The sequence below is a fragment of the Maritimimonas rapanae genome (assembly GCF_057837205.1).
This window is the reverse complement of the sequence record NZ_JBYQFI010000001.1, coordinates 2,043,561-2,060,790: the sequence shown is the minus strand read 5'-3', so window position 1 is coordinate 2,060,790 and position 17,230 is coordinate 2,043,561. Positions and strand designations below refer to the sequence as shown.

Here is a 17,230-nt window from a genome sequence, read left to right as displayed (position 1 = left end):
TTATAATTGTTTTAACTGTGTAATGGTCTGTTATCTGTTGCAGCTAAAGCCGCTTCCTTAACCGCTTCGGCATAGGTTGGGTGTGCATGACTCATACGCGCAATATCTTCGGCAGAAGCTCTAAACTCCATCGCGGTAACAGCTTCTGCAATAAGATCAGCTACACGAGCACCACACATGTGTACGCCTAAAACTTCATCAGTATTTGCATCTGCTAATATTTTTACAAACCCGTCGATATCACCACTTGCTCTAGATCGCCCTAATGCACGCATAGCAAACTGTCCTGATTTATAATTAACACCAGCTTCTTTAAGCTCTTCTTCTGTTTTACCTACTGCAGCAACTTCAGGCCAAGTATAAACCACGCCAGGAATTAAATTGTAATTAATATGTGGTTTTTGTCCTGCCAAAGTTTCGGCTACAAAAACACCTTCTTCCTCTGCTTTATGTGCTAACATAGCGCCTCGAACCACATCGCCAATAGCATAGATGTTTGACACATTAGTTTGTAAATGGTCATTTACTTCAACCTGACCTCTTTCAGTCATTTTTACACCAGCATTCTCTAATCCTAATCCGTCAGTGTATGGTCTTCTACCTACAGAAACCAAGCAATAATCACCTTTAAATTCTACTGGCTGTTCTTTTTTATCATCTGCTGTAATAGTAACCTCTTTAGCAGAAGCTTTTACTGCTGTTACTTTATGTTTGGTATAAAACTTTACACCTTGTTTTTTTAATACTTTCTGTAATTCTTTAGATAGTGCAGCATCCATTGTCGGAATGATTCTGTCCATATATTCAATTACAGAAACTTCAGCGCCCAGACGACGATAAACTTGTCCTAATTCTAATCCGATAACTCCGCCACCAATTACTACCAAATGTTTAGGTATTTCTTTTAAACTAAGTGCTTCAGTAGAAGTAATAACTCGCTTTTTATCTAGCTTGACAAATGGCAGCGTTGATGGTTTTGAGCCTGTTGCTATTATCGTATTTTTAGCTTCAATCTCATCTGATTTTCCATCTGCTTTAGCGATATTGATGTGGGTATCATCTTTAAAAGACCCTAAACCATGATACACATCAATTTTATTTTTATCCATTAAGTATTTAATACCTGCCGTGTTTGTATCAACAACATTTTGTTTACGAGCTATCATTTTCTCTAAACTGGCTTTTACCTCTCCAGTGATTTCAATACCGTGTTCTTCAAAATGCTTAACAGCATCGTCATAATGATGCGAAGAATCCAATAAGGCTTTTGAAGGGATACAACCAACATTTAAGCAGGTACCACCAAGGGTATCGTATTTTTCTATAATTGCAGTTTTCATACCTAATTGCGCGCAACGAATTGCTGCTACATATCCTCCAGGACCAGAGCCAATAATGGCTACATCGTATGTACTCATGTGTATTTTAAATTTTGAAACACAAAAGTAATCATATTTGTTGAGTTCTTGAAACTAGGAATGCTAGTTAATTATCGTTTATTTTGTGATATGAATCACGTATTGATAATAGGCTATGTTTGGGTAGAACCTAATTCTTCAGCGGCGGGAAGTAGAATGTTACAGCTCATAGAGGTTTTTTTAAAACAAGACTGGAAAATAACATTTGCTTCTACAGCTCAAAAAAATGAAAAAGCGACAAATCTTTCTTCTTTGGGGATTGATGAGGTTGAAATTAAATTAAACGATGCTTCTTTTGATGACTTTGTAAAGAGATTAAATCCAGATATCGTGATGTTTGATCGCTTTATGACCGAAGAACAGTTTGGATGGCGGGTTGCTGAAAATTGCCCTAACGCTTTACGGATTTTAGATACTGAAGATTTTCATACACTTAGAAAAGCACGTCATCAAGCTTTAAAAGAGAATAGGGCTTTTAAAGAAGAAGATTTGCTTGCATTTGATTTGGCAAAACGTGAAATAGCTTCCATACTTCGATGTGATTTATCATTGATGATTTCTACGTATGAAATGGATGTACTAGAGCGAATCTTTAAGGTAGATAAAGAGCTTTTGTATCACATTCCATTTTTACTAAATAAGATAGATAAAGATCATATTGATTCTTGGAAAAGGTTTGAAGATCGCAAGCATTTTACGATAATAGGTAATTGTTTACATGATCCAAACGTAGATGCTATTTTACTATTAAAAAAAATTATTTGGCCACTAATTAGAAAACAGTTACCCAAAGCCGAATTGCATGTGTATGTAGCTTATGCTACGCAACAAGTAAATGATTTACACAATGAAAGAGAAGGGTTTTTAATCAAAGGGCATACAGATAAACCTGAAGAAATTGTTAGAAATATTCGAGTTGTGTTAGCCCCTTTACGTTTTGGAGCTGGTATAAAAGGAAAGCTTACCGAAGCGATGCTTTGTGGAGCGCCAAGTATGACCACTTCTATTGGTGCTGAAGGGATGCATAGTAATCTACCATGGAATGGATTTATAGAAGATAATCCAGAATTATTTGCAAAAGAGGCTGTAGAATTATATTCGAATAAGTTGCTTTGGGAGCAATCACAACAAAATGGAATTAAACTCATCAATCAACTGTATGACAAAGAAGAGTTAGGTCAAAGATTAGTCGATAGAATTGAAGAACTCCAAATTAATTTAGAAACCCATAGAACTAAAAACTTTTTAGGAAGGTTGTTACAATATCACTCATTACAAAGCACTAAATATTTAAGTAAGTGGATTGAAGCTAAGAATTCGTAAATTTAGGCATGCAAACAAATGAACTTACTAGAAGAGAAGCTCTTAAACTAGCTGGACTTGCTACAACAGGATTATTGATTAGCCCCAGTTTTTTATCATTGAATCTAAAAGAAAATATGTTGCAAAGAGCTATTCCATCTTCAAAAGAAAAATTACCTGTTGTTGGTTTAGGTACCTGGCAAACCTTTGATGTGGGTAATTCATCTGAAGAAAGAACTGTGCTGATGCAAGTGCTTAAAGAAATGCAAAAATTAGGAGGAGGTGTTATCGATTCTTCACCTATGTATGGAAGCTCAGAAAAAGTGGTAGGTGATTTAACGACAAAATCGGGATTAGCAGATAAATTTTTCTATGCTACTAAAGTTTGGACTTCTGGGAAAGATGCCGGTATTCGTCAAATGGAGCAGTCATTTAAATTGATGCGCCGTAAGCAAATAGATTTAATGCAGATTCACAATTTAGTTGATTGGAAAACTCATGCGAAAACACTCAAAGGGTGGAAAGAAAAAGGCAAAATAAAGTATTGGGGTATTACCCATTATACAAATTCATCTCATACATCTTTAGAAAAAATTATCAAACAAGAAAAACCAGATTTCGTACAATTCAATTATTCTATTAGAGAAAGACATGCAGAGAAATCTTTGTTTGAAACCATCAGAAAAAATCAGACAGCAGTTTTGATCAACCAACCTTATGAAAGTGGTTCGCTTTTTAGAATCACTCGAGGCAAACAATTACCTGAATGGTGTAAAGAATATGATATTAATAGCTGGGGACAGTATTTTTTAAAATTTATTCTTTCCAACGATTTGGTTACTTGTGTGATTCCTGGCACCTCAAAACCTCACCATGTAATTGATAATATGATGGCTGGTTATGGTAATCTGCCAAATGCAAAAGGTCGGGAAAAGATGTATAACTATATCAGATCAATTTAACAAACCTGCTCTTTTTAACAAAGCTTCATTGCTAGGCTTTTTACCTCTAAAACGTTTATATAAAGTCATTGGTTTTTCTGTGCCTCCTTGAGATAGTACATTCTCTTCAAGTTTCTTAGCTGTCTTTTTATTAAAAATGCCAGTTTCTTTAAAATACTCAAAAGCATCCGCGTCTAATACTTCCGCCCATTTATATGAATAATAACCAGAAGAATAACCACCTTGAAAAATATGTGAAAAAGCGGTACTCATACAGTTTTCTGGCACATCAGGATATAACTGTGTACCCGAAAAAGCCTTAGTTTCATAATCTTTTACCGAAGTAATTGTCTCCGGCGACTCGCCGGCACCATGCCAAGCCATGTCTAATAAGCCAAAACTTAATTGACGTAAGGTTTGTATACCTTCTAAAAAACTAGAAGAATCTTTAATTTTTTGAACCAATTCCATCGGTATAGGTTCATTGGTTTGGTAATGACGAGCAAATAAGTCTAAGGCTTCTTTTTCATAACACCAATTTTCCAGTAGTTGACTTGGTAGTTCTACAAAATCCCAATAAACAGAAGTACCCGAAAGGCTAGGATAGATGGTGTTTGCCAACATACCATGTAGGGCATGACCAAACTCATGAAACAGTGTGGTTACCTCGTTAAAAGTTAATAACGAAGGTTTGGTTTCTGTAGGTTTGGTAAAATTACATACAATAGAAATATGTGGTCTAGAATTTTCATTGCCTTTCTTCCACTGACTTTTATAAGAGGTCATCCAAGCACCATTTCGCTTTCCTTTACGCGGAAAGAAATCTGCATAAAATATTGCTATAAAATTACCTTTAGAATTGGTGACTTCATACGTCATTACTTCCTCATGATATTTATCAATGTCATTAACATTTTTAAAGTTGAGGCCAAATAATTTATTGGCAATAGTAAAGACACCCTCTATGACATTTTCTAATTTAAAATAGGGCTTTAGCTGTTCTTGATCTAAATCGAATAGTTGCTTTTTTAATTTTTCAGAATAATAAGCACCGTCCCATTTTTGGAGTTGATCGATTCCGTCCTTTTTTGCCAGTTCAACCAATTGTTTATATTCTTTTTTAGCGGCTGGTTTAGCTTTTTTGAGTAAATCATTTTCAAAGGACAATACTTTACCGGGTGTTTCGGCCATACGCTCTTCGAGAACAAAATCAGCATGCGTTTTATAACCTAACAAGTTAGCACGTTCATGGCGAAGCTTAACAATATCGAGAACAATTTGCTCGTTGTTGTATTCATTTTTTTGAAATGATCTTGCACCAAAAGCTTTTGACAATTGTTCTCGTAATTTGCGGTCATCAGCATAGGTAATAAACGGCACATAACTCGGATAATCTAATGTGAATATCCAGCCATCTTTTTCTTTTTGTTTTGCTGTCATCGCAGAAGCTTCTTTGGCACTATCAGATAGACCTTTAAGTTGACCTTCTTCGGTAATATGCAACTCGTAAGCGTTGGTTTCTGCTAAGACATTTTCACCAAATTTTAATGAAAGTTGTGAGAGTTGTTTATCTATTTCTCGAAGTTTCTCTTTATCAGTTTCATTTAGATTGGCACCATTTCTAGAGAACCCTTTATATTTTTTTTCGAGTAACGTATTTTGTTCTGTTGTTAAATTAAGATTATTGCGGTTTTCATAAACAGCTTTTACACGTTTAAATAATTCTTCGTTTAATCTAACGTCATTCGAAAATTCAGATAACCAAGGTGAAACTTCTTGTGCTATTTTTTGAATTTCATCATTAGTTTCAGCCGAATTAAGGTTAAAAAAGATAGAAGAAACACGATCTAATGTTTGGCCAGAAAACTCTAAAGCTTCAATTATATTTTCAAAAGTTAGAACTTCTGTATTAGCTGTTATTTCATCAATTTCCGCTTTAGCGAGATTAATAGCTTCTTTAAATGCAGGCTTAAAATGCTCTTCTTTAATCTTCGAAAATGGGGCGGTAGTATGTTTGGTGTTGAATTTCTCTAGAAGTGGGTTACTCATTTTTTTAAATCTTCGGCAGCTTTGTTTACTTTCTCTTTTAATCCTTCTTTATAATCTATAATTGATTGTAAAACATCTTTATTGGCCGATCCAATTATCTGTACTGCTAAAATGCCGGCATTCTTTGCACCGTCTAACGCAACAGTTGCTACAGGCACTCCACCTGGCATTTGCAAAATAGATAAAATAGAATCCCACCCATCAATAGAATTACGCGATTTAACTGGTACGCCAATTACTGGTAACGGACTCATAGAAGCGACCATGCCAGGTAAATGAGCGGCACCTCCTGCACCAGCTATAATGACTGAAATTCCACGTAAGTGTGCATTTTTTGCGTAATCAACCAACTTATCCGGTGTACGATGTGCAGAAACAATATCTACTTCGGTTTCTATATTAAGGTCATGTAAAATAGCAATAGCATCCTGCATAACAGGCATATCAGAATTGCTACCCATAATAATACCAACTTTAGCCATAATTTTAAAGAAAAGATTTTAATTTACTTAAAATCAGTCAAAACTGATATCAAGAAATATTGTATTTTTATTGGCTAAAGATACTATAAAAACTGGTTTTTAAAGACTGGTTTTTAGTTGAATTTAACGAACTCAAAAATCAATGTTACCCTTATTCAATACTGTTGTTTCGTGGTTTTTAAAGAAACGAAAACATCAAATGGAATTATTTTTAAAATATCCGATTGATGTACAGCAAGAATTATTGATTCGATTACTCGGAGTTGCCCAGAACACCGAATTTGGTAAACAATATGAGTTTAAGACGATCTATGATTATAAAACCTTTTCAGAACGAGTTCCGATACAGCAATATGAATCTATTCAACCTTTAATCGAACGAACTCGAAAAGGTGAGCAAAATCTTTTTTGGCCAAGTAATATTCAGTGGTTTGCTAAGTCTAGCGGTACTACTAATGCGAAGAGCAAGTTTATCCCTGTAAGTAATGAGGCTTTAGAAAACTGCCATTTAAAGGCGGGTAAAGATATGCTTGCATTATACATTAATAATAATGAGAGTGCAGGATTGTTTAACGGAAAAGGCTTACGTTTAGGTGGTAGTAGTGCAATTTATGAGGATAACAATTCGTATTTCGGGGATCTATCAGCTATTATTATAGAAAACATGCCTTTTTGGGCAGACTTTAGTAGTGCTCCAAAAACAGAAGTGGCATTAATGAGCGAATGGGAAACTAAAATGGGGGCAATTATTAATGAGACTATAGATGAAAATATGACAAGCCTTGTTGGTGTACCTTCTTGGATGTTAGTTTTATTAAATGGTGTGCTCGAAAAATCTGGCAAAGAAAATATCTTAGAAGTTTGGCCTAATCTTGAAGTTTATTTTCATGGAGGTGTAAACTTTAATCCATATAGAGAACAGTATAAAAAGCTATTACCTAAAAGCGATTTTAAATATTACGAAACGTACAATGCTTCAGAAGGGTTTTTTGCAATTCAAGATTCTAATAATTCTAACGATCTATTGTTAATGTTAGACTATGGAATCTTCTATGAATTTATACCAATGGATCAATATCATGGAGAAGATTCGATTGCCATTCCTTTACAGGAAGTAGAATTAGATAAGAATTATGCAGTGGTGATTACTACGAATTCAGGTCTTTGGAGGTATTTAATAGGTGATACAGTAAAATTTGTTTCGTTGAACCCTTATAGAATTAAAATTACTGGGCGTACCAAACATTATATCAATGCATTTGGTGAAGAACTAATTATAGAAAACGCAGAAGATGCTTTAAGGCAAGCTTGTAAAAAAACAAATGCAGAAATTACTGACTATACTGCTGCGCCAATATTTATGGATGGTAATTCTAAAGGAGCTCACGAATGGATAATTGAGTTTAAAAAGGTACCCAAGAATATCGATTATTTTGCTGAATTGTTAGATAATTCATTAAAATCCATAAATTCTGATTATGAAGCGAAACGTTATAATAATATGACGTTAGATATGCCAAAGGTTCATATAGCAAAACAAGGAATGTTCTATAATTGGTTGAAGCAAAAAGGGAAACTAGGTGGTCAACACAAAGTACCTAGACTTGCAAATAATAGAGATTTTATTGAAGAATTACTTGGGCAGTCAGAACAGTTATACACTACTTAAAAATAGTTAAATGATCGCTATCGAAAAAGAAGTTTCTTATACTGCTGCAAATTCATATTCAACGTTAAATAGTTTAACAGATAAAACAAAAAACATTTGGTTTGTTTGCCATGGTATTGGGTATTTAAGTAGGTATTTCTTAAGATATTTTGGTGAATTAAATAGTGATGAGAATTATATTATTGCTCCTCAGGCTCAGAGTAAACACTATTTGGGTTCAACATACAAACATGTTGGAGCCAGTTGGCTTACAAAAGAAAATACTTTAAAAGAAATTGAAAATGTAATGACGTATTTTGATGCTGTTTTAGAGGCAGAAAAATTACCTAGTACTACTAATTTGATAGTTTTAGGTTATTCTCAAGGTGTGTCCGTTGCTGCAAGATATGTAGCTAAGAGAAAATTAAAATGTCAACAGTTAGTATTTCTTTCAGGAAGAATCCCTAATGAACTTACTAAAGAAGATTTTGAATTTTCAGATGATAAAACTAAAGTTTCATTTATATATGGTACACAAGATGAATATTTAAATAAAGAACTTCTCAATAAAGAGAAGAAACGTTTTTATAATTTATTTGGTGACTCGGCTACAATGACTTCTTTTGAAGGAAAACATGAAGTAAAAAAAGATGTGATTCAACAACTTATTAAAGATTAAATCTTTCTTTCTATTACATAATTTACCATTTCTGTAAGTGATTTCTTATATTCTGAATCAGGGTATAAATTTAAAATTTCTAAAGCTTTTATCTGATACTCATGCATCTTTTTATTGGTATATCCAATACCGCCTTTCTGTTTTACAAAAGCAATAACTTCTTTTACTCTTTTTTTATTTTTATTATGATTCTTTACAGAATTAATTAACCATTTCTTTTCTTTAACTGAGCAATTGTTTAATGCATAAATTAGTGGAAGAGTCATTTTTCGCTCTTTAATATCGATGCCAGTTGGCTTACCAATTTTACCATCGGTATAATCAAAAAGGTCATCTTTAATTTGAAAAGCAATACCTATCAATTCTCCAAATTTTCGCATTTGTTGAATTTCGTCTTCAGGCGCATCTACAGATGCAGCACCGATTCCACAACAGGCAGCAATTAGTGTTGCTGTCTTTTGTCTTATAATGTCAAAGTATACTTCTTCTGTAATGTCAAGTTGACGAGCTTTTTCAATTTGTAATAACTCACCTTCTGTCATTTCTTTTAATGCAATTGAAACTAATTTCAACAAGTCAAAATCATCATGATCAACAGATAACAAAAGACTTTTAGAGAATAAATAATCACCAACTAAAACAGCAATTTTATTTTTCCATAAAGCATTAAGAGAGAAAAATCCTCGACGACGATTACTATCATCAACAACATCATCGTGAACTAAAGAACCTGTATGTATCAATTCAATTAGCGAAGCACCGCGATAGGTTTTATCTTTAAATTTACCGCCAGAAACCATTTTTGCCACTAAAAAAACAAACATGGGTCGCATTTGTTTTCCTTTACGGCGAATGATAAAATGCGTAATTCTGTTTAGTAACGGAACTTTAGAAATCATTGACTCTTTGAACTTTTCTTCAAAGAGTTCCATTTCTTGCTGAATAGGGGACTTTATTTGCTCAACAACTTTCATTGGAGCATCAAATGTACATCATTATCAGTAAATAGAATCTTAATTTTTCTTCTCAATCTTTGCCCAACTATCTCGTAAAGGCACAGTTCTATTAAACATTAAATTTTCAGAAGTACTATCATTATCTACACAGAAATATCCTAAACGTTGAAATTGAAAACGGTCTCCAATCTTTGCTTCTTTTAAACTTGGTTCAACAAAAGCATTTTTATTAATAGTTAAAGAATCCGGATTAATAAATTCCTTAAAGTCTTTGTCTTTATGGCCATCTGGAGCTTCATTATTAAACAATCTATCATACATACGCACTTCGGCTTTTTCGGCGTGTTGAATAGAAACCCAATGCAAGGTGCCTTTTACTTTACGCTTGCTTTCTTCGGTGTCACTACCACTTCTACTAAGTGGGTCATAAGTACAATTAATTTCTGTGATTTCGCCATTTTCATCCTTAGTACAAGATTCTGCTTTAATTATATATGCATTCTTTAAGCGAACTTCTTTATCTAATTTTAACCGGAAGAATTTTTTATTTGCTTCTTCACGGAAGTCTTCTCGCTCTATATAAATTTCCCTTGAAAAAGGAACTTTTCTGCTGCCAGCATTTTCGTCTTCAGGATTATTTTCTGCATCTAACCATTCTTCTTTTCCTTCAGGGTAATTTGTGATAACTAGCTTTACAGGGTTTAACACAGCCATCACTCTAGGCGCGGTTTTATTTAGATCATCTTTTACACAAAATTCTAATAGTGCTACATCTGTAACATTATCACGCTTTGCAATACCCGCAACTTCACTAAATTTTCTGATGGAGTTGGGAGTATAACCTCTACGTCGTAATCCAGAAATCGTTGGCATACGCGGGTCATCCCAACCGGCAACATGACCTTCTTCTACTAATTGCAATAATTTACGCTTACTCATAACCGTGTAGCTGAGGTTTCTACGAGCAAATTCACGTTGTTTAGGGCGAATGCCGCCATCATAAATTTGATCTAAGAACCAATCATATAGTGGTCTATGAGATTTGAATTCTAATGTACATAAAGAGTGTGAAATACTTTCTATATAATCTGATTCGCCATGTGTCCAATCATACATTGGGTAAATATTCCAATCATTGCCAGTTCTATGATGGGCTTTTTTTAGTACTCTGTAAATAATAGGATCACGCATTAACATATTTGGTGAAGTCATGTCTATTTTAGCACGAAGAATATGTGAACCTTCATCAAATTCACCATTCTTCATTTTGTTGAAGAGTTCTAAATTTTCCTCTACAGAACGATCTCTATTAGGGCTGTTTGTACCCGGTTCTGTTGGTGTGCCTTTTTGTTTAGCAATTTCTTCTGAAGACTGATTGTCTACATAAGCTTTTTCTTTTTTTATTAATTGAATAGCCCAATCGTACAATTGTTGAAAATAATCTGAAGAATACAATTCATTCTCCCATTCAAAGCCTAGCCACTTAATGTCATGTTTAATGGCATCAACATACTCTTGCTCTTCTTTGGCAGGATTAGTGTCGTCAAAACGCAAATTTACAGGCGCATTATATTTCAATCCTAATCCAAAATTTAGACAGATAGAAGAGGCATGACCAATGTGCAGATACCCATTTGGCTCTGGCGGAAAACGAAATCGCAATTTGTTTTTATCGAAACCATTTGCTAAATCTTCTTCAATAATTTGCTCTAAAAAGTTTAATGATTTTTTTTCTTCAGACATCTTCTAAAAATTGACATGCAAAAATAGCTAAAATAAGTGAGCTGAGATTATTAATATGTCGTTTCGAAAAGAGCTTGCGATTGAGAAATCTATATTTCTCACATTTGTTCAAAATGACTTAAGGTTTAAGGAGGTTTAAACTTTAAAAACCAAGGATAATTTTAGCAATATAGAAGAATAAAAAGATACCAAAAATATCGTTGCTGGTGGTAATGAATGGGCCAGTTGCAATTGCAGGATCTATACCACGTTTATCTAAAATAATCGGAACAAATGTTCCTATTAATGCAGCAATTATTATTACACTAATCATAGATATAGCTACTGTAAAGCTAAAAGTAATATCCATTTTCATGGCAAACCCAGCAAGAATAACTAAAATACCTAATACAAGACCATTAATTAAACTTAACCCTACTTCTTTAACTAAACGGTTAAACAAGCTTCCTTTTACAGTATTGTTAGCTAAACCTTGAACTATAATTGCCGAAGATTGCACGCCAACATTACCTGCCATTGCGGCAATTAAAGGCGTAAAGAAAAATAAATGTTTGTATTTGGCTAAGGCATCTTCAAAGCCTTCCATAATAATAACAGAACCTAATCCGCCAATTAACCCTAAAATTAACCAAGGTAAGCGCGCTTTTGTAAGTTCAAAAATAGAATCATCGGCTTCAACATCTTCTGTAATACCAGCAGCTAATTGATAATCTTTGTCGGCTTCTTCTTTTAATACATCAACAATATCATCAATCGTAATTCTACCTAATAAGACTTGATTATCATCTATTACAGGAACTGCTTCTAAGTCATATTTAGCCATTACTTTGGCAACTTCTTCACCGTGATCATTTACATGAACAGAATCGACATTTGTAATATAGATATCAGCAATTTTTTCCTCATTTTTAGCTATGATCAAATCCTTTAACGAAAGTCTACCGATTAATTGTTCTTGTTTATTGACTACATAAATTGAATGTACTCTTCTAACATCTCTAGCTTGCCCTCTAATTCTTCGTAGACAACCTGCGACGGTCCAAGTTTCATAAACTTTAACCAACTCTTTTGCCATTAAACCTCCAGCGGTGTCTTCATCATAAGCCAGTAATTCCTCAATTTCCGCCTTGTGTTCTTCATCCTCTATCGCAGAAATAACACTTTCTTGACGCTCTTCTGGCAATTCAGCAATCATATCTGCTGCATCATCAGTATCTAGCTCCTCAAGTTCTTCTGCAATTTCTTTGGCAGATAGATTTTTTAGGATTTTTTCACGAGTATCCTCGTCAAGTTCCATTAAAATATCCGAAGTCTTTTCACTATCTAATAATTTGATAATGTAAACAGCATTATCAAAATTTAATTCCTCTAAGACTTCTGCAATATCAGCGTAATGCTCATTTTCCAACAATGTAAGAATAGCCTTATCATCTAATTGAGAGATGTGCAACTCAACTTGTTCTAAAAATTCTTTGGTTAATTCAAATGGCATCGTTTGCTATTTTTTGCGTCAAACTGATAAACTCCTCAACCGATAATTGTTCAGGACGTTGCGCAAATATAGCATCTTCTCTTAATTTATCTGAAAGATTAAAAGCTTTTAAACTGCTGCGTAGCATTTTTCTACGTTGATTAAAAGCTGTCTTTACCACTCGAAAAAACAATTTTTCATCAACTGGGAGTGTGTAATTTTCTTTACGGATAAGTCTGATTACGCCAGAATCTACTTTAGGTGGCGGATTGAATACGCTTGGCGGAACAGTGAAAAGGTATTCTGCATTATAAAAAGCCTGTGTTAACACAGAAAGGATTCCATAGGTTTTAGAACCAGGTTTTTCGGCTATGCGTTGGGCAACTTCCTTTTGAAACATGCCAGAAAACTCTGGTATACGGTGACGATTTTCTAAAGCTTTAAAAACAATTTGAGATGAAATATTATATGGAAAATTACCAATTATTGCGAATTGCTTGCTTTCGAAATAATCATCTAGATTTAGCTTTAAAAAATCTTTTGAAATAATTCTATTTGCTAAATTTAAGTAATGTGCTTTTAGATATTCAACTGACTCTGAGTCAATTTCAATAACATGAGTTGTAAAATCTTTTTTTAATAAATACTTAGTTAAGACACCCATGCCAGGGCCAATTTCTAAAACATCATTATAACCATTTTTAGTAAGTGAATCGGCAATTTTTTTGGCGATATTTTCATCTCTTAAAAAATGCTGACCAAGATGTTTTTTTGCTTTTACCGACATTAAGATTTAATGAAGTTTTTGGTGTGATGTACTACATCTAATTCGGTTCTAAACGCAACAAATTTATTGCCAAAAAGTTTTATGGCGTCTTCACGTAATCTATCAGCGTCATGATGATAATAAAGATCTAGTGTTTCTTTACTGTCGGTTGTATATTGAACTGAATAAGTAACACCACCCAATTCTTCTTCTACCATTACTTGACACATTTTTGCTTCGGTAAACTTACCGGTGTCTAACATTTCAGGTATATGCTTTTCTTGCATCCATCTGAGCCAGTCGTTTTCAACTGATTCATCAATATTTATTGTTACGTTATATATGTACATGTATATTTCTAATTAATGATGTCTCCTCTTAGCTTCCTGAAACGTTTACGAGCATCAACTAAATAAATACTAGACGGATGTTCGAAAATGATCTTTTGATACATTTCTTTGGCTTTTTCAGGAATGTTGAGTTTGTTTTCGTACAATTCACCCAATCTAAAATAACTATTGTCTAGTAAAATACTAGCATCTTGCATAGTAATAATTTTTTGATAGTTACTTTCAGCGTTGGTAAATTGTTGAATTTTTTCAAAAAGCTGTGCTTGTTTAAATAAGGCTACATCTTCTATTTCGTGGTCTTTATGGTTTTTTAAAACGAGATTTAAACTATCAATCGCCTCTTTATTTTTGTTCTGAAAAGCCAATAGATCAGCTTTAGCATATAGTTGTAATGCTTTAGGGATTGAGTCATACCCTAAATTATCAGAAATCAATAGAAATAAATCAACAGCATCATTGGCTATTAGTTGAGATGTAGATCCTTTTAATACTTTTAATTGAGTAGAAGCCCATTTAAAATCACCCTTAAAATAAGATGTTTGCGCAACTTTAAAACGTGCAGTTTGAGCTAATGTGCTGTTCTTTAGTTTGGTTTGAACTTGTGTGTAATGAATCAATGCCTGATTGAATTGATTAGTGTACACTAAAACGTCTGCTAGCTTAATTTTTACTTCACCTCTTTGAAAATCTGATGTTGTTCTTTGCAATGCGGCGTTTAAAATATCAATAGCTTTTTGAGGATTATTTTTCTTAAATGTTAGAAAATCTGCATAGGCTACCTGTAGGTCAATTGTATTATTATTAATACCGTATTGTTGAAATAATTGCTGGAATTTTTCATCTAATAAGTTTAATTCTTCTTTAGATATTGCCGTAGCAATACTGGCATCTAGTAAATACAATTGAGCCTCAAGCTGAGTATTTTGATCTGCAGTATTTTCTAATACATATTGAAAGGTGTTTTTTACAGTTTCAAAATCTTCATTATTAAAGGCAAGATCGCCAACTTCGATAATTCTTTCTAAACTTTCTTTATTACGTAGATAAATAGCTTTTTCTTGAACCAAAGCTTTGTCGTAATCCTTTTGCTGCATGTAAAGCCAGCTAAGTAACATATTCCACAAATTATTCGGATTACTTTGTAAACGTTTTAATAATAGCTTTCTAAAAAGTACATTATTTACATCTTGATTATCATCTGATAAGAAACGCCCTGCATAACGCTGAACTGTAGAAAAATAACTAGGATTTTTATCAACCATATTTAAATAAGAATCGAACATGTTTTCTATTTCTGCTTTTTCACCATATATAAAGGCGATATAAGCATCATAGTTGAGGTTAGGGTTCAATTCCATCGCTTTTTTATAAGCTTTTAAAGCATAATCTAATAGGTGGTTATCCTGAAAAGTCTTTCCGACAAGGTATCCTGAGTTAGGATTTTTTTCAACAGATTTTAAAGCTGATTCATAATAGGGTAGTGCCTGATCTGGTTGATCTTGAAGTTGTAAATTATAACCTACTTCAACATCTAAATATTGTTGCAAAGGAAACCTTTCCTTTTGTTGATTTAGTAAATCAGTAGCTTCTTCAAACCTTTCAGTTAATTGATAACAAGACAATAATTTTTTAAAATAATCACGCCTAATGGCATTCTTCTCATGTAATTGTTTATATAGTACTGAGGCCTTTTCATACTCTCCTTTTCTAAAATAACTATAAGCCAACTGAGAGCTTTGCGAAAAGCTAAATGTTGTAAAGAATAATAATATGGCAATAAAAGTAATTCGCATAGCGTTATAACGTGAGTAAACTAAAATTTATTTGCTACTTGATCAAAGGTAGTAAAAGAAGTGTTAAAAATTTGATAAAACGTATGAGTTGAACCTTTACTTTGTAACATTTTGGCATGACATTTGTCTATTAAGTAACAACAACTAAATACTTTTACAATGATCGAATTAAAGAAACACTACACGATTGCAAAGAAAAAAGCAAATCTTTTTATGAAATCTGGTAATATAAATGCATATGTTGATGCACTTATAGAAATGAACAGGTATAAAAAATTAATGGTAGCTGTTACCAATAACTAGTCTATTATCTTAAAACCAGTATATTTTTGTAATACTTCTGGTATCACGATGCCTTCTTCCGTTTGATAATTTTCTAAGATTCCTGCTAGTACCCTAGGCAGAGCTAAAGCGCTTCCATTCAACGTGTGTGCTAATTGACTTTTACCTTCACTATTTTTAAAACGTAACTTTAATCTATTTGCCTGAAAGGTTTCAAAGTTTGAAATTGAACTTATTTCTAACCATCTATCTTGCGCTGTAGAAAAGACTTCAAAATCATAAGTAAGGGCTGAAGCAAAAGTTAAATCACCGCCACATAATCGTAGAATTCTATAGGGTAGTTTTAATTCTCTTAGAATTTCTTTTACATGATCTACCATTCCGTCTAAAGCTTCATAAGAATTATCAGGATGCTCTATTCTAACAATTTCTACTTTATCGAATTGATGTAATCTGTTTAGCCCTCTAACATGTGCACCATACGAACCTGCTTCTCGTCTAAAACAGGGAGTATAACCAGTATTCAAAATAGGAAAATCACTTTCTTTAAGTAAAGTGTCGCGATATAAGTTAGTAACTGGAACTTCAGCAGTAGGTATTAAATATAAATTATCACCAGTTACATGATACATTTGACCTTCTTTATCAGGAAGTTGACCAGTTCCAAAACCCGAAGCTTCATTCACTAAATGTGGAACTTGTACTTCCTGATAACCTGCTTCAGTATTTTTATCTAAAAAATAGCTAATTAATGCACGTTGTAATTTTGCGCCTTTTCCTTTGTAGACAGGAAAACCAGCACCTGTAATTTTATTACCAAGCTCAAAATCGATAATATCGTATTTCTTTGCTAATTCCCAATGTGGTAAGGCATTTTCATTCAATTTCGGAATATCACCTTCACGGAAGGTTTCTTCGTTGTCATCTTCAGTATTTCCGACAGGAACTAATGAGTTTGGAATATTAGGAATCTGATATAATAATTGATTTAGCTCTTCTTGAGAAGTGTTTAATTTTTCAGCTAATTGTTTAGATTGTTCTTTTAATTGGATAGTTTTTTCTTTTAATAAATTGGCTTTTTGAACCTCATCAGACTTAAAGAGTAATCCGATTTCTTTAGAAATCTTATTAGATTCAGCAAGGATAGCGTCTAATTCGGCCTGAGTATTTCTTCTTGCTTCATCTGCACTTAAAACTTTGTCGATTATGCCTATAGCATTAGCAAAATTGCGAACCTCTAATCCTTTTAAAACACGTTCTTTATGCTCTCTTATAAAAGCTACTTGTAACATTGTAGTTCAACTTTAAGTGAGCAAAGATAAGGATTGCCAGTAGATTTATGAATGAAGA

15 protein-coding genes are annotated in these 17,230 nt (G+C 33.3%); 5 read left to right on the top strand and 10 right to left on the bottom strand.

The genetic code is table 11. The annotated features are described in order from the left end of the window. Nucleotides 1-11: 11 nt before the first annotated feature. Nucleotides 12-1,418, bottom strand: coding sequence for a dihydrolipoyl dehydrogenase (gene lpdA / locus AC3IF2_RS09905; RefSeq protein WP_489166881.1), 1,407 nt, complete (start codon nucleotides 1,416-1,418; stop codon nucleotides 12-14). Between the two features lie 90 nt (nucleotides 1,419-1,508). Here lpdA and AC3IF2_RS09900 point away from each other — a divergent pair, with 90 nt between their 5' ends. Together AC3IF2_RS09900 and AC3IF2_RS09895 are read left to right on the top strand one after the other, a co-directional pair. After that, complete coding sequence (locus AC3IF2_RS09900; RefSeq protein WP_489166880.1) at nucleotides 1,509-2,741, top strand: glycosyltransferase; 1,233 nt, start codon at nucleotides 1,509-1,511, stop codon at nucleotides 2,739-2,741. 8 nt (nucleotides 2,742-2,749) lie between these two features. Further along, a complete protein-coding gene (locus AC3IF2_RS09895) occupies nucleotides 2,750-3,682 on the top strand; it encodes an aldo/keto reductase (RefSeq protein ID WP_489166879.1) in 933 nt (310 codons plus the stop codon). Here the strand turns inward: AC3IF2_RS09895 and AC3IF2_RS09890 are convergent. Then, complete coding sequence (locus AC3IF2_RS09890) at nucleotides 3,674-5,710, bottom strand: M3 family metallopeptidase (protein ID WP_489166878.1); 2,037 nt, start codon at nucleotides 5,708-5,710, stop codon at nucleotides 3,674-3,676. The genes AC3IF2_RS09895 and AC3IF2_RS09890 overlap by 9 nt on opposite strands. Beyond that, the gene (gene purE / locus AC3IF2_RS09885; RefSeq protein ID WP_489166877.1) at nucleotides 5,707-6,192 is read right to left on the bottom strand and encodes a 5-(carboxyamino)imidazole ribonucleotide mutase; all 486 of its coding nucleotides are present in this window, start codon (nucleotides 6,190-6,192) and stop codon (nucleotides 5,707-5,709) included. Before purE ends, AC3IF2_RS09890 begins: the two co-directional genes overlap by 4 nt. 142 nt (nucleotides 6,193-6,334) lie before the next feature. Here purE and AC3IF2_RS09880 point away from each other — a divergent pair, with 142 nt between their 5' ends. Then, nucleotides 6,335-7,861, top strand: coding sequence for a GH3 auxin-responsive promoter family protein (locus AC3IF2_RS09880; RefSeq protein WP_489166876.1), 1,527 nt, complete (start codon nucleotides 6,335-6,337; stop codon nucleotides 7,859-7,861). Between the two features lie 10 nt (nucleotides 7,862-7,871). Then, on the top strand, nucleotides 7,872-8,519 hold the full coding sequence (locus AC3IF2_RS09875) for an alpha/beta hydrolase (protein ID WP_489166875.1): 648 nt from the start codon (nucleotides 7,872-7,874) through the stop codon (nucleotides 8,517-8,519). Here AC3IF2_RS09875 and AC3IF2_RS09870 read toward each other — a convergent pair. The 6 genes from AC3IF2_RS09870 to AC3IF2_RS09845 all read right to left on the bottom strand — a co-directional run bounded on the left by AC3IF2_RS09870 (nucleotide 8,516) and on the right by AC3IF2_RS09845 (nucleotide 15,598). Further along, complete coding sequence (locus AC3IF2_RS09870; RefSeq protein WP_489166874.1) at nucleotides 8,516-9,493, bottom strand: polyprenyl synthetase family protein; 978 nt, start codon at nucleotides 9,491-9,493, stop codon at nucleotides 8,516-8,518. The genes AC3IF2_RS09875 and AC3IF2_RS09870 overlap by 4 nt on opposite strands. Before the next feature lie 39 nt (nucleotides 9,494-9,532). Continuing rightward, a complete protein-coding gene (locus tag AC3IF2_RS09865; protein WP_489166873.1) occupies nucleotides 9,533-11,218 on the bottom strand; it encodes a glutamine--tRNA ligase/YqeY domain fusion protein in 1,686 nt (561 codons plus the stop codon). Between the two features lie 142 nt (nucleotides 11,219-11,360). Beyond that, on the bottom strand, nucleotides 11,361-12,710 hold the full coding sequence (mgtE, locus tag AC3IF2_RS09860; RefSeq protein WP_489166872.1) for a magnesium transporter: 1,350 nt from the start codon (nucleotides 12,708-12,710) through the stop codon (nucleotides 11,361-11,363). Then, nucleotides 12,700-13,476, bottom strand: a complete 777-nt coding sequence (gene rsmA, locus AC3IF2_RS09855; RefSeq protein ID WP_489166871.1) for a 16S rRNA (adenine(1518)-N(6)/adenine(1519)-N(6))-dimethyltransferase RsmA — start codon at nucleotides 13,474-13,476, stop codon at nucleotides 12,700-12,702. The genes mgtE and rsmA overlap by 11 nt, the downstream gene beginning before the upstream one ends. Beyond that, entirely contained in the window at nucleotides 13,476-13,805 is a 330-nt protein-coding gene (locus AC3IF2_RS09850) for a DUF4286 family protein (protein WP_489166870.1), read from the bottom strand. The genes rsmA and AC3IF2_RS09850 overlap by 1 nt, the downstream gene beginning before the upstream one ends. A gap of 8 nt (nucleotides 13,806-13,813) precedes the next feature. Beyond that, nucleotides 13,814-15,598, bottom strand: coding sequence for a tetratricopeptide repeat protein (locus AC3IF2_RS09845; RefSeq protein ID WP_489166869.1), 1,785 nt, complete (start codon nucleotides 15,596-15,598; stop codon nucleotides 13,814-13,816). Nucleotides 15,599-15,757: 159 nt separating this feature from the next. Between AC3IF2_RS09845 and AC3IF2_RS09840 the strand changes: the two genes are divergently transcribed. Continuing rightward, entirely contained in the window at nucleotides 15,758-15,901 is a 144-nt protein-coding gene (locus AC3IF2_RS09840) for a hypothetical protein (protein WP_480199135.1), read from the top strand. On the opposite strand, the gene serS is transcribed toward AC3IF2_RS09840, so the two are convergent. Beyond that, nucleotides 15,898-17,172 carry a serine--tRNA ligase gene (gene serS / locus AC3IF2_RS09835; protein ID WP_489166868.1) on the bottom strand — a complete coding sequence of 425 codons (1,275 nt, stop codon included), beginning with the start codon at nucleotides 17,170-17,172 and terminating at the stop codon, nucleotides 15,898-15,900. The genes AC3IF2_RS09840 and serS overlap by 4 nt on opposite strands. Nucleotides 17,173-17,230: the final 58 nt, after the last annotated feature.

Excerpts from the sequence above, each read along its gene's own strand:
- lpdA (WP_489166881.1), bottom strand. The coding sequence starts at position 1,418 with ATGAGTACATACGATGTAGCCATTATTGGCTCTGGTCCTGGAGGATAT.
- AC3IF2_RS09900 (WP_489166880.1), top strand. The coding sequence starts at position 1,509 with ATGAATCACGTATTGATAATAGGCTATGTTTGGGTAGAACCTAATTCT.
- AC3IF2_RS09895 (WP_489166879.1), top strand. The coding sequence starts at position 2,750 with ATGCAAACAAATGAACTTACTAGAAGAGAAGCTCTTAAACTAGCTGGA.
- AC3IF2_RS09890 (WP_489166878.1), bottom strand. The coding sequence starts at position 5,710 with ATGAGTAACCCACTTCTAGAGAAATTCAACACCAAACATACTACCGCC.
- purE (WP_489166877.1), bottom strand. The coding sequence starts at position 6,192 with ATGGCTAAAGTTGGTATTATTATGGGTAGCAATTCTGATATGCCTGTT.
- AC3IF2_RS09880 (WP_489166876.1), top strand. The coding sequence starts at position 6,335 with ATGTTACCCTTATTCAATACTGTTGTTTCGTGGTTTTTAAAGAAACGA.
- AC3IF2_RS09875 (WP_489166875.1), top strand. The coding sequence starts at position 7,872 with ATGATCGCTATCGAAAAAGAAGTTTCTTATACTGCTGCAAATTCATAT.
- AC3IF2_RS09870 (WP_489166874.1), bottom strand. The coding sequence starts at position 9,493 with ATGAAAGTTGTTGAGCAAATAAAGTCCCCTATTCAGCAAGAAATGGAA.
- AC3IF2_RS09865 (WP_489166873.1), bottom strand. The coding sequence starts at position 11,218 with ATGTCTGAAGAAAAAAAATCATTAAACTTTTTAGAGCAAATTATTGAA.
- mgtE (WP_489166872.1), bottom strand. The coding sequence starts at position 12,710 with ATGCCATTTGAATTAACCAAAGAATTTTTAGAACAAGTTGAGTTGCAC.
- rsmA (WP_489166871.1), bottom strand. The coding sequence starts at position 13,476 with ATGTCGGTAAAAGCAAAAAAACATCTTGGTCAGCATTTTTTAAGAGAT.
- AC3IF2_RS09850 (WP_489166870.1), bottom strand. The coding sequence starts at position 13,805 with ATGTACATATATAACGTAACAATAAATATTGATGAATCAGTTGAAAAC.
- AC3IF2_RS09845 (WP_489166869.1), bottom strand. The coding sequence starts at position 15,598 with ATGCGAATTACTTTTATTGCCATATTATTATTCTTTACAACATTTAGC.
- AC3IF2_RS09840 (WP_480199135.1), top strand. The coding sequence starts at position 15,758 with ATGATCGAATTAAAGAAACACTACACGATTGCAAAGAAAAAAGCAAAT.
- serS (WP_489166868.1), bottom strand. The coding sequence starts at position 17,172 with ATGTTACAAGTAGCTTTTATAAGAGAGCATAAAGAACGTGTTTTAAAA.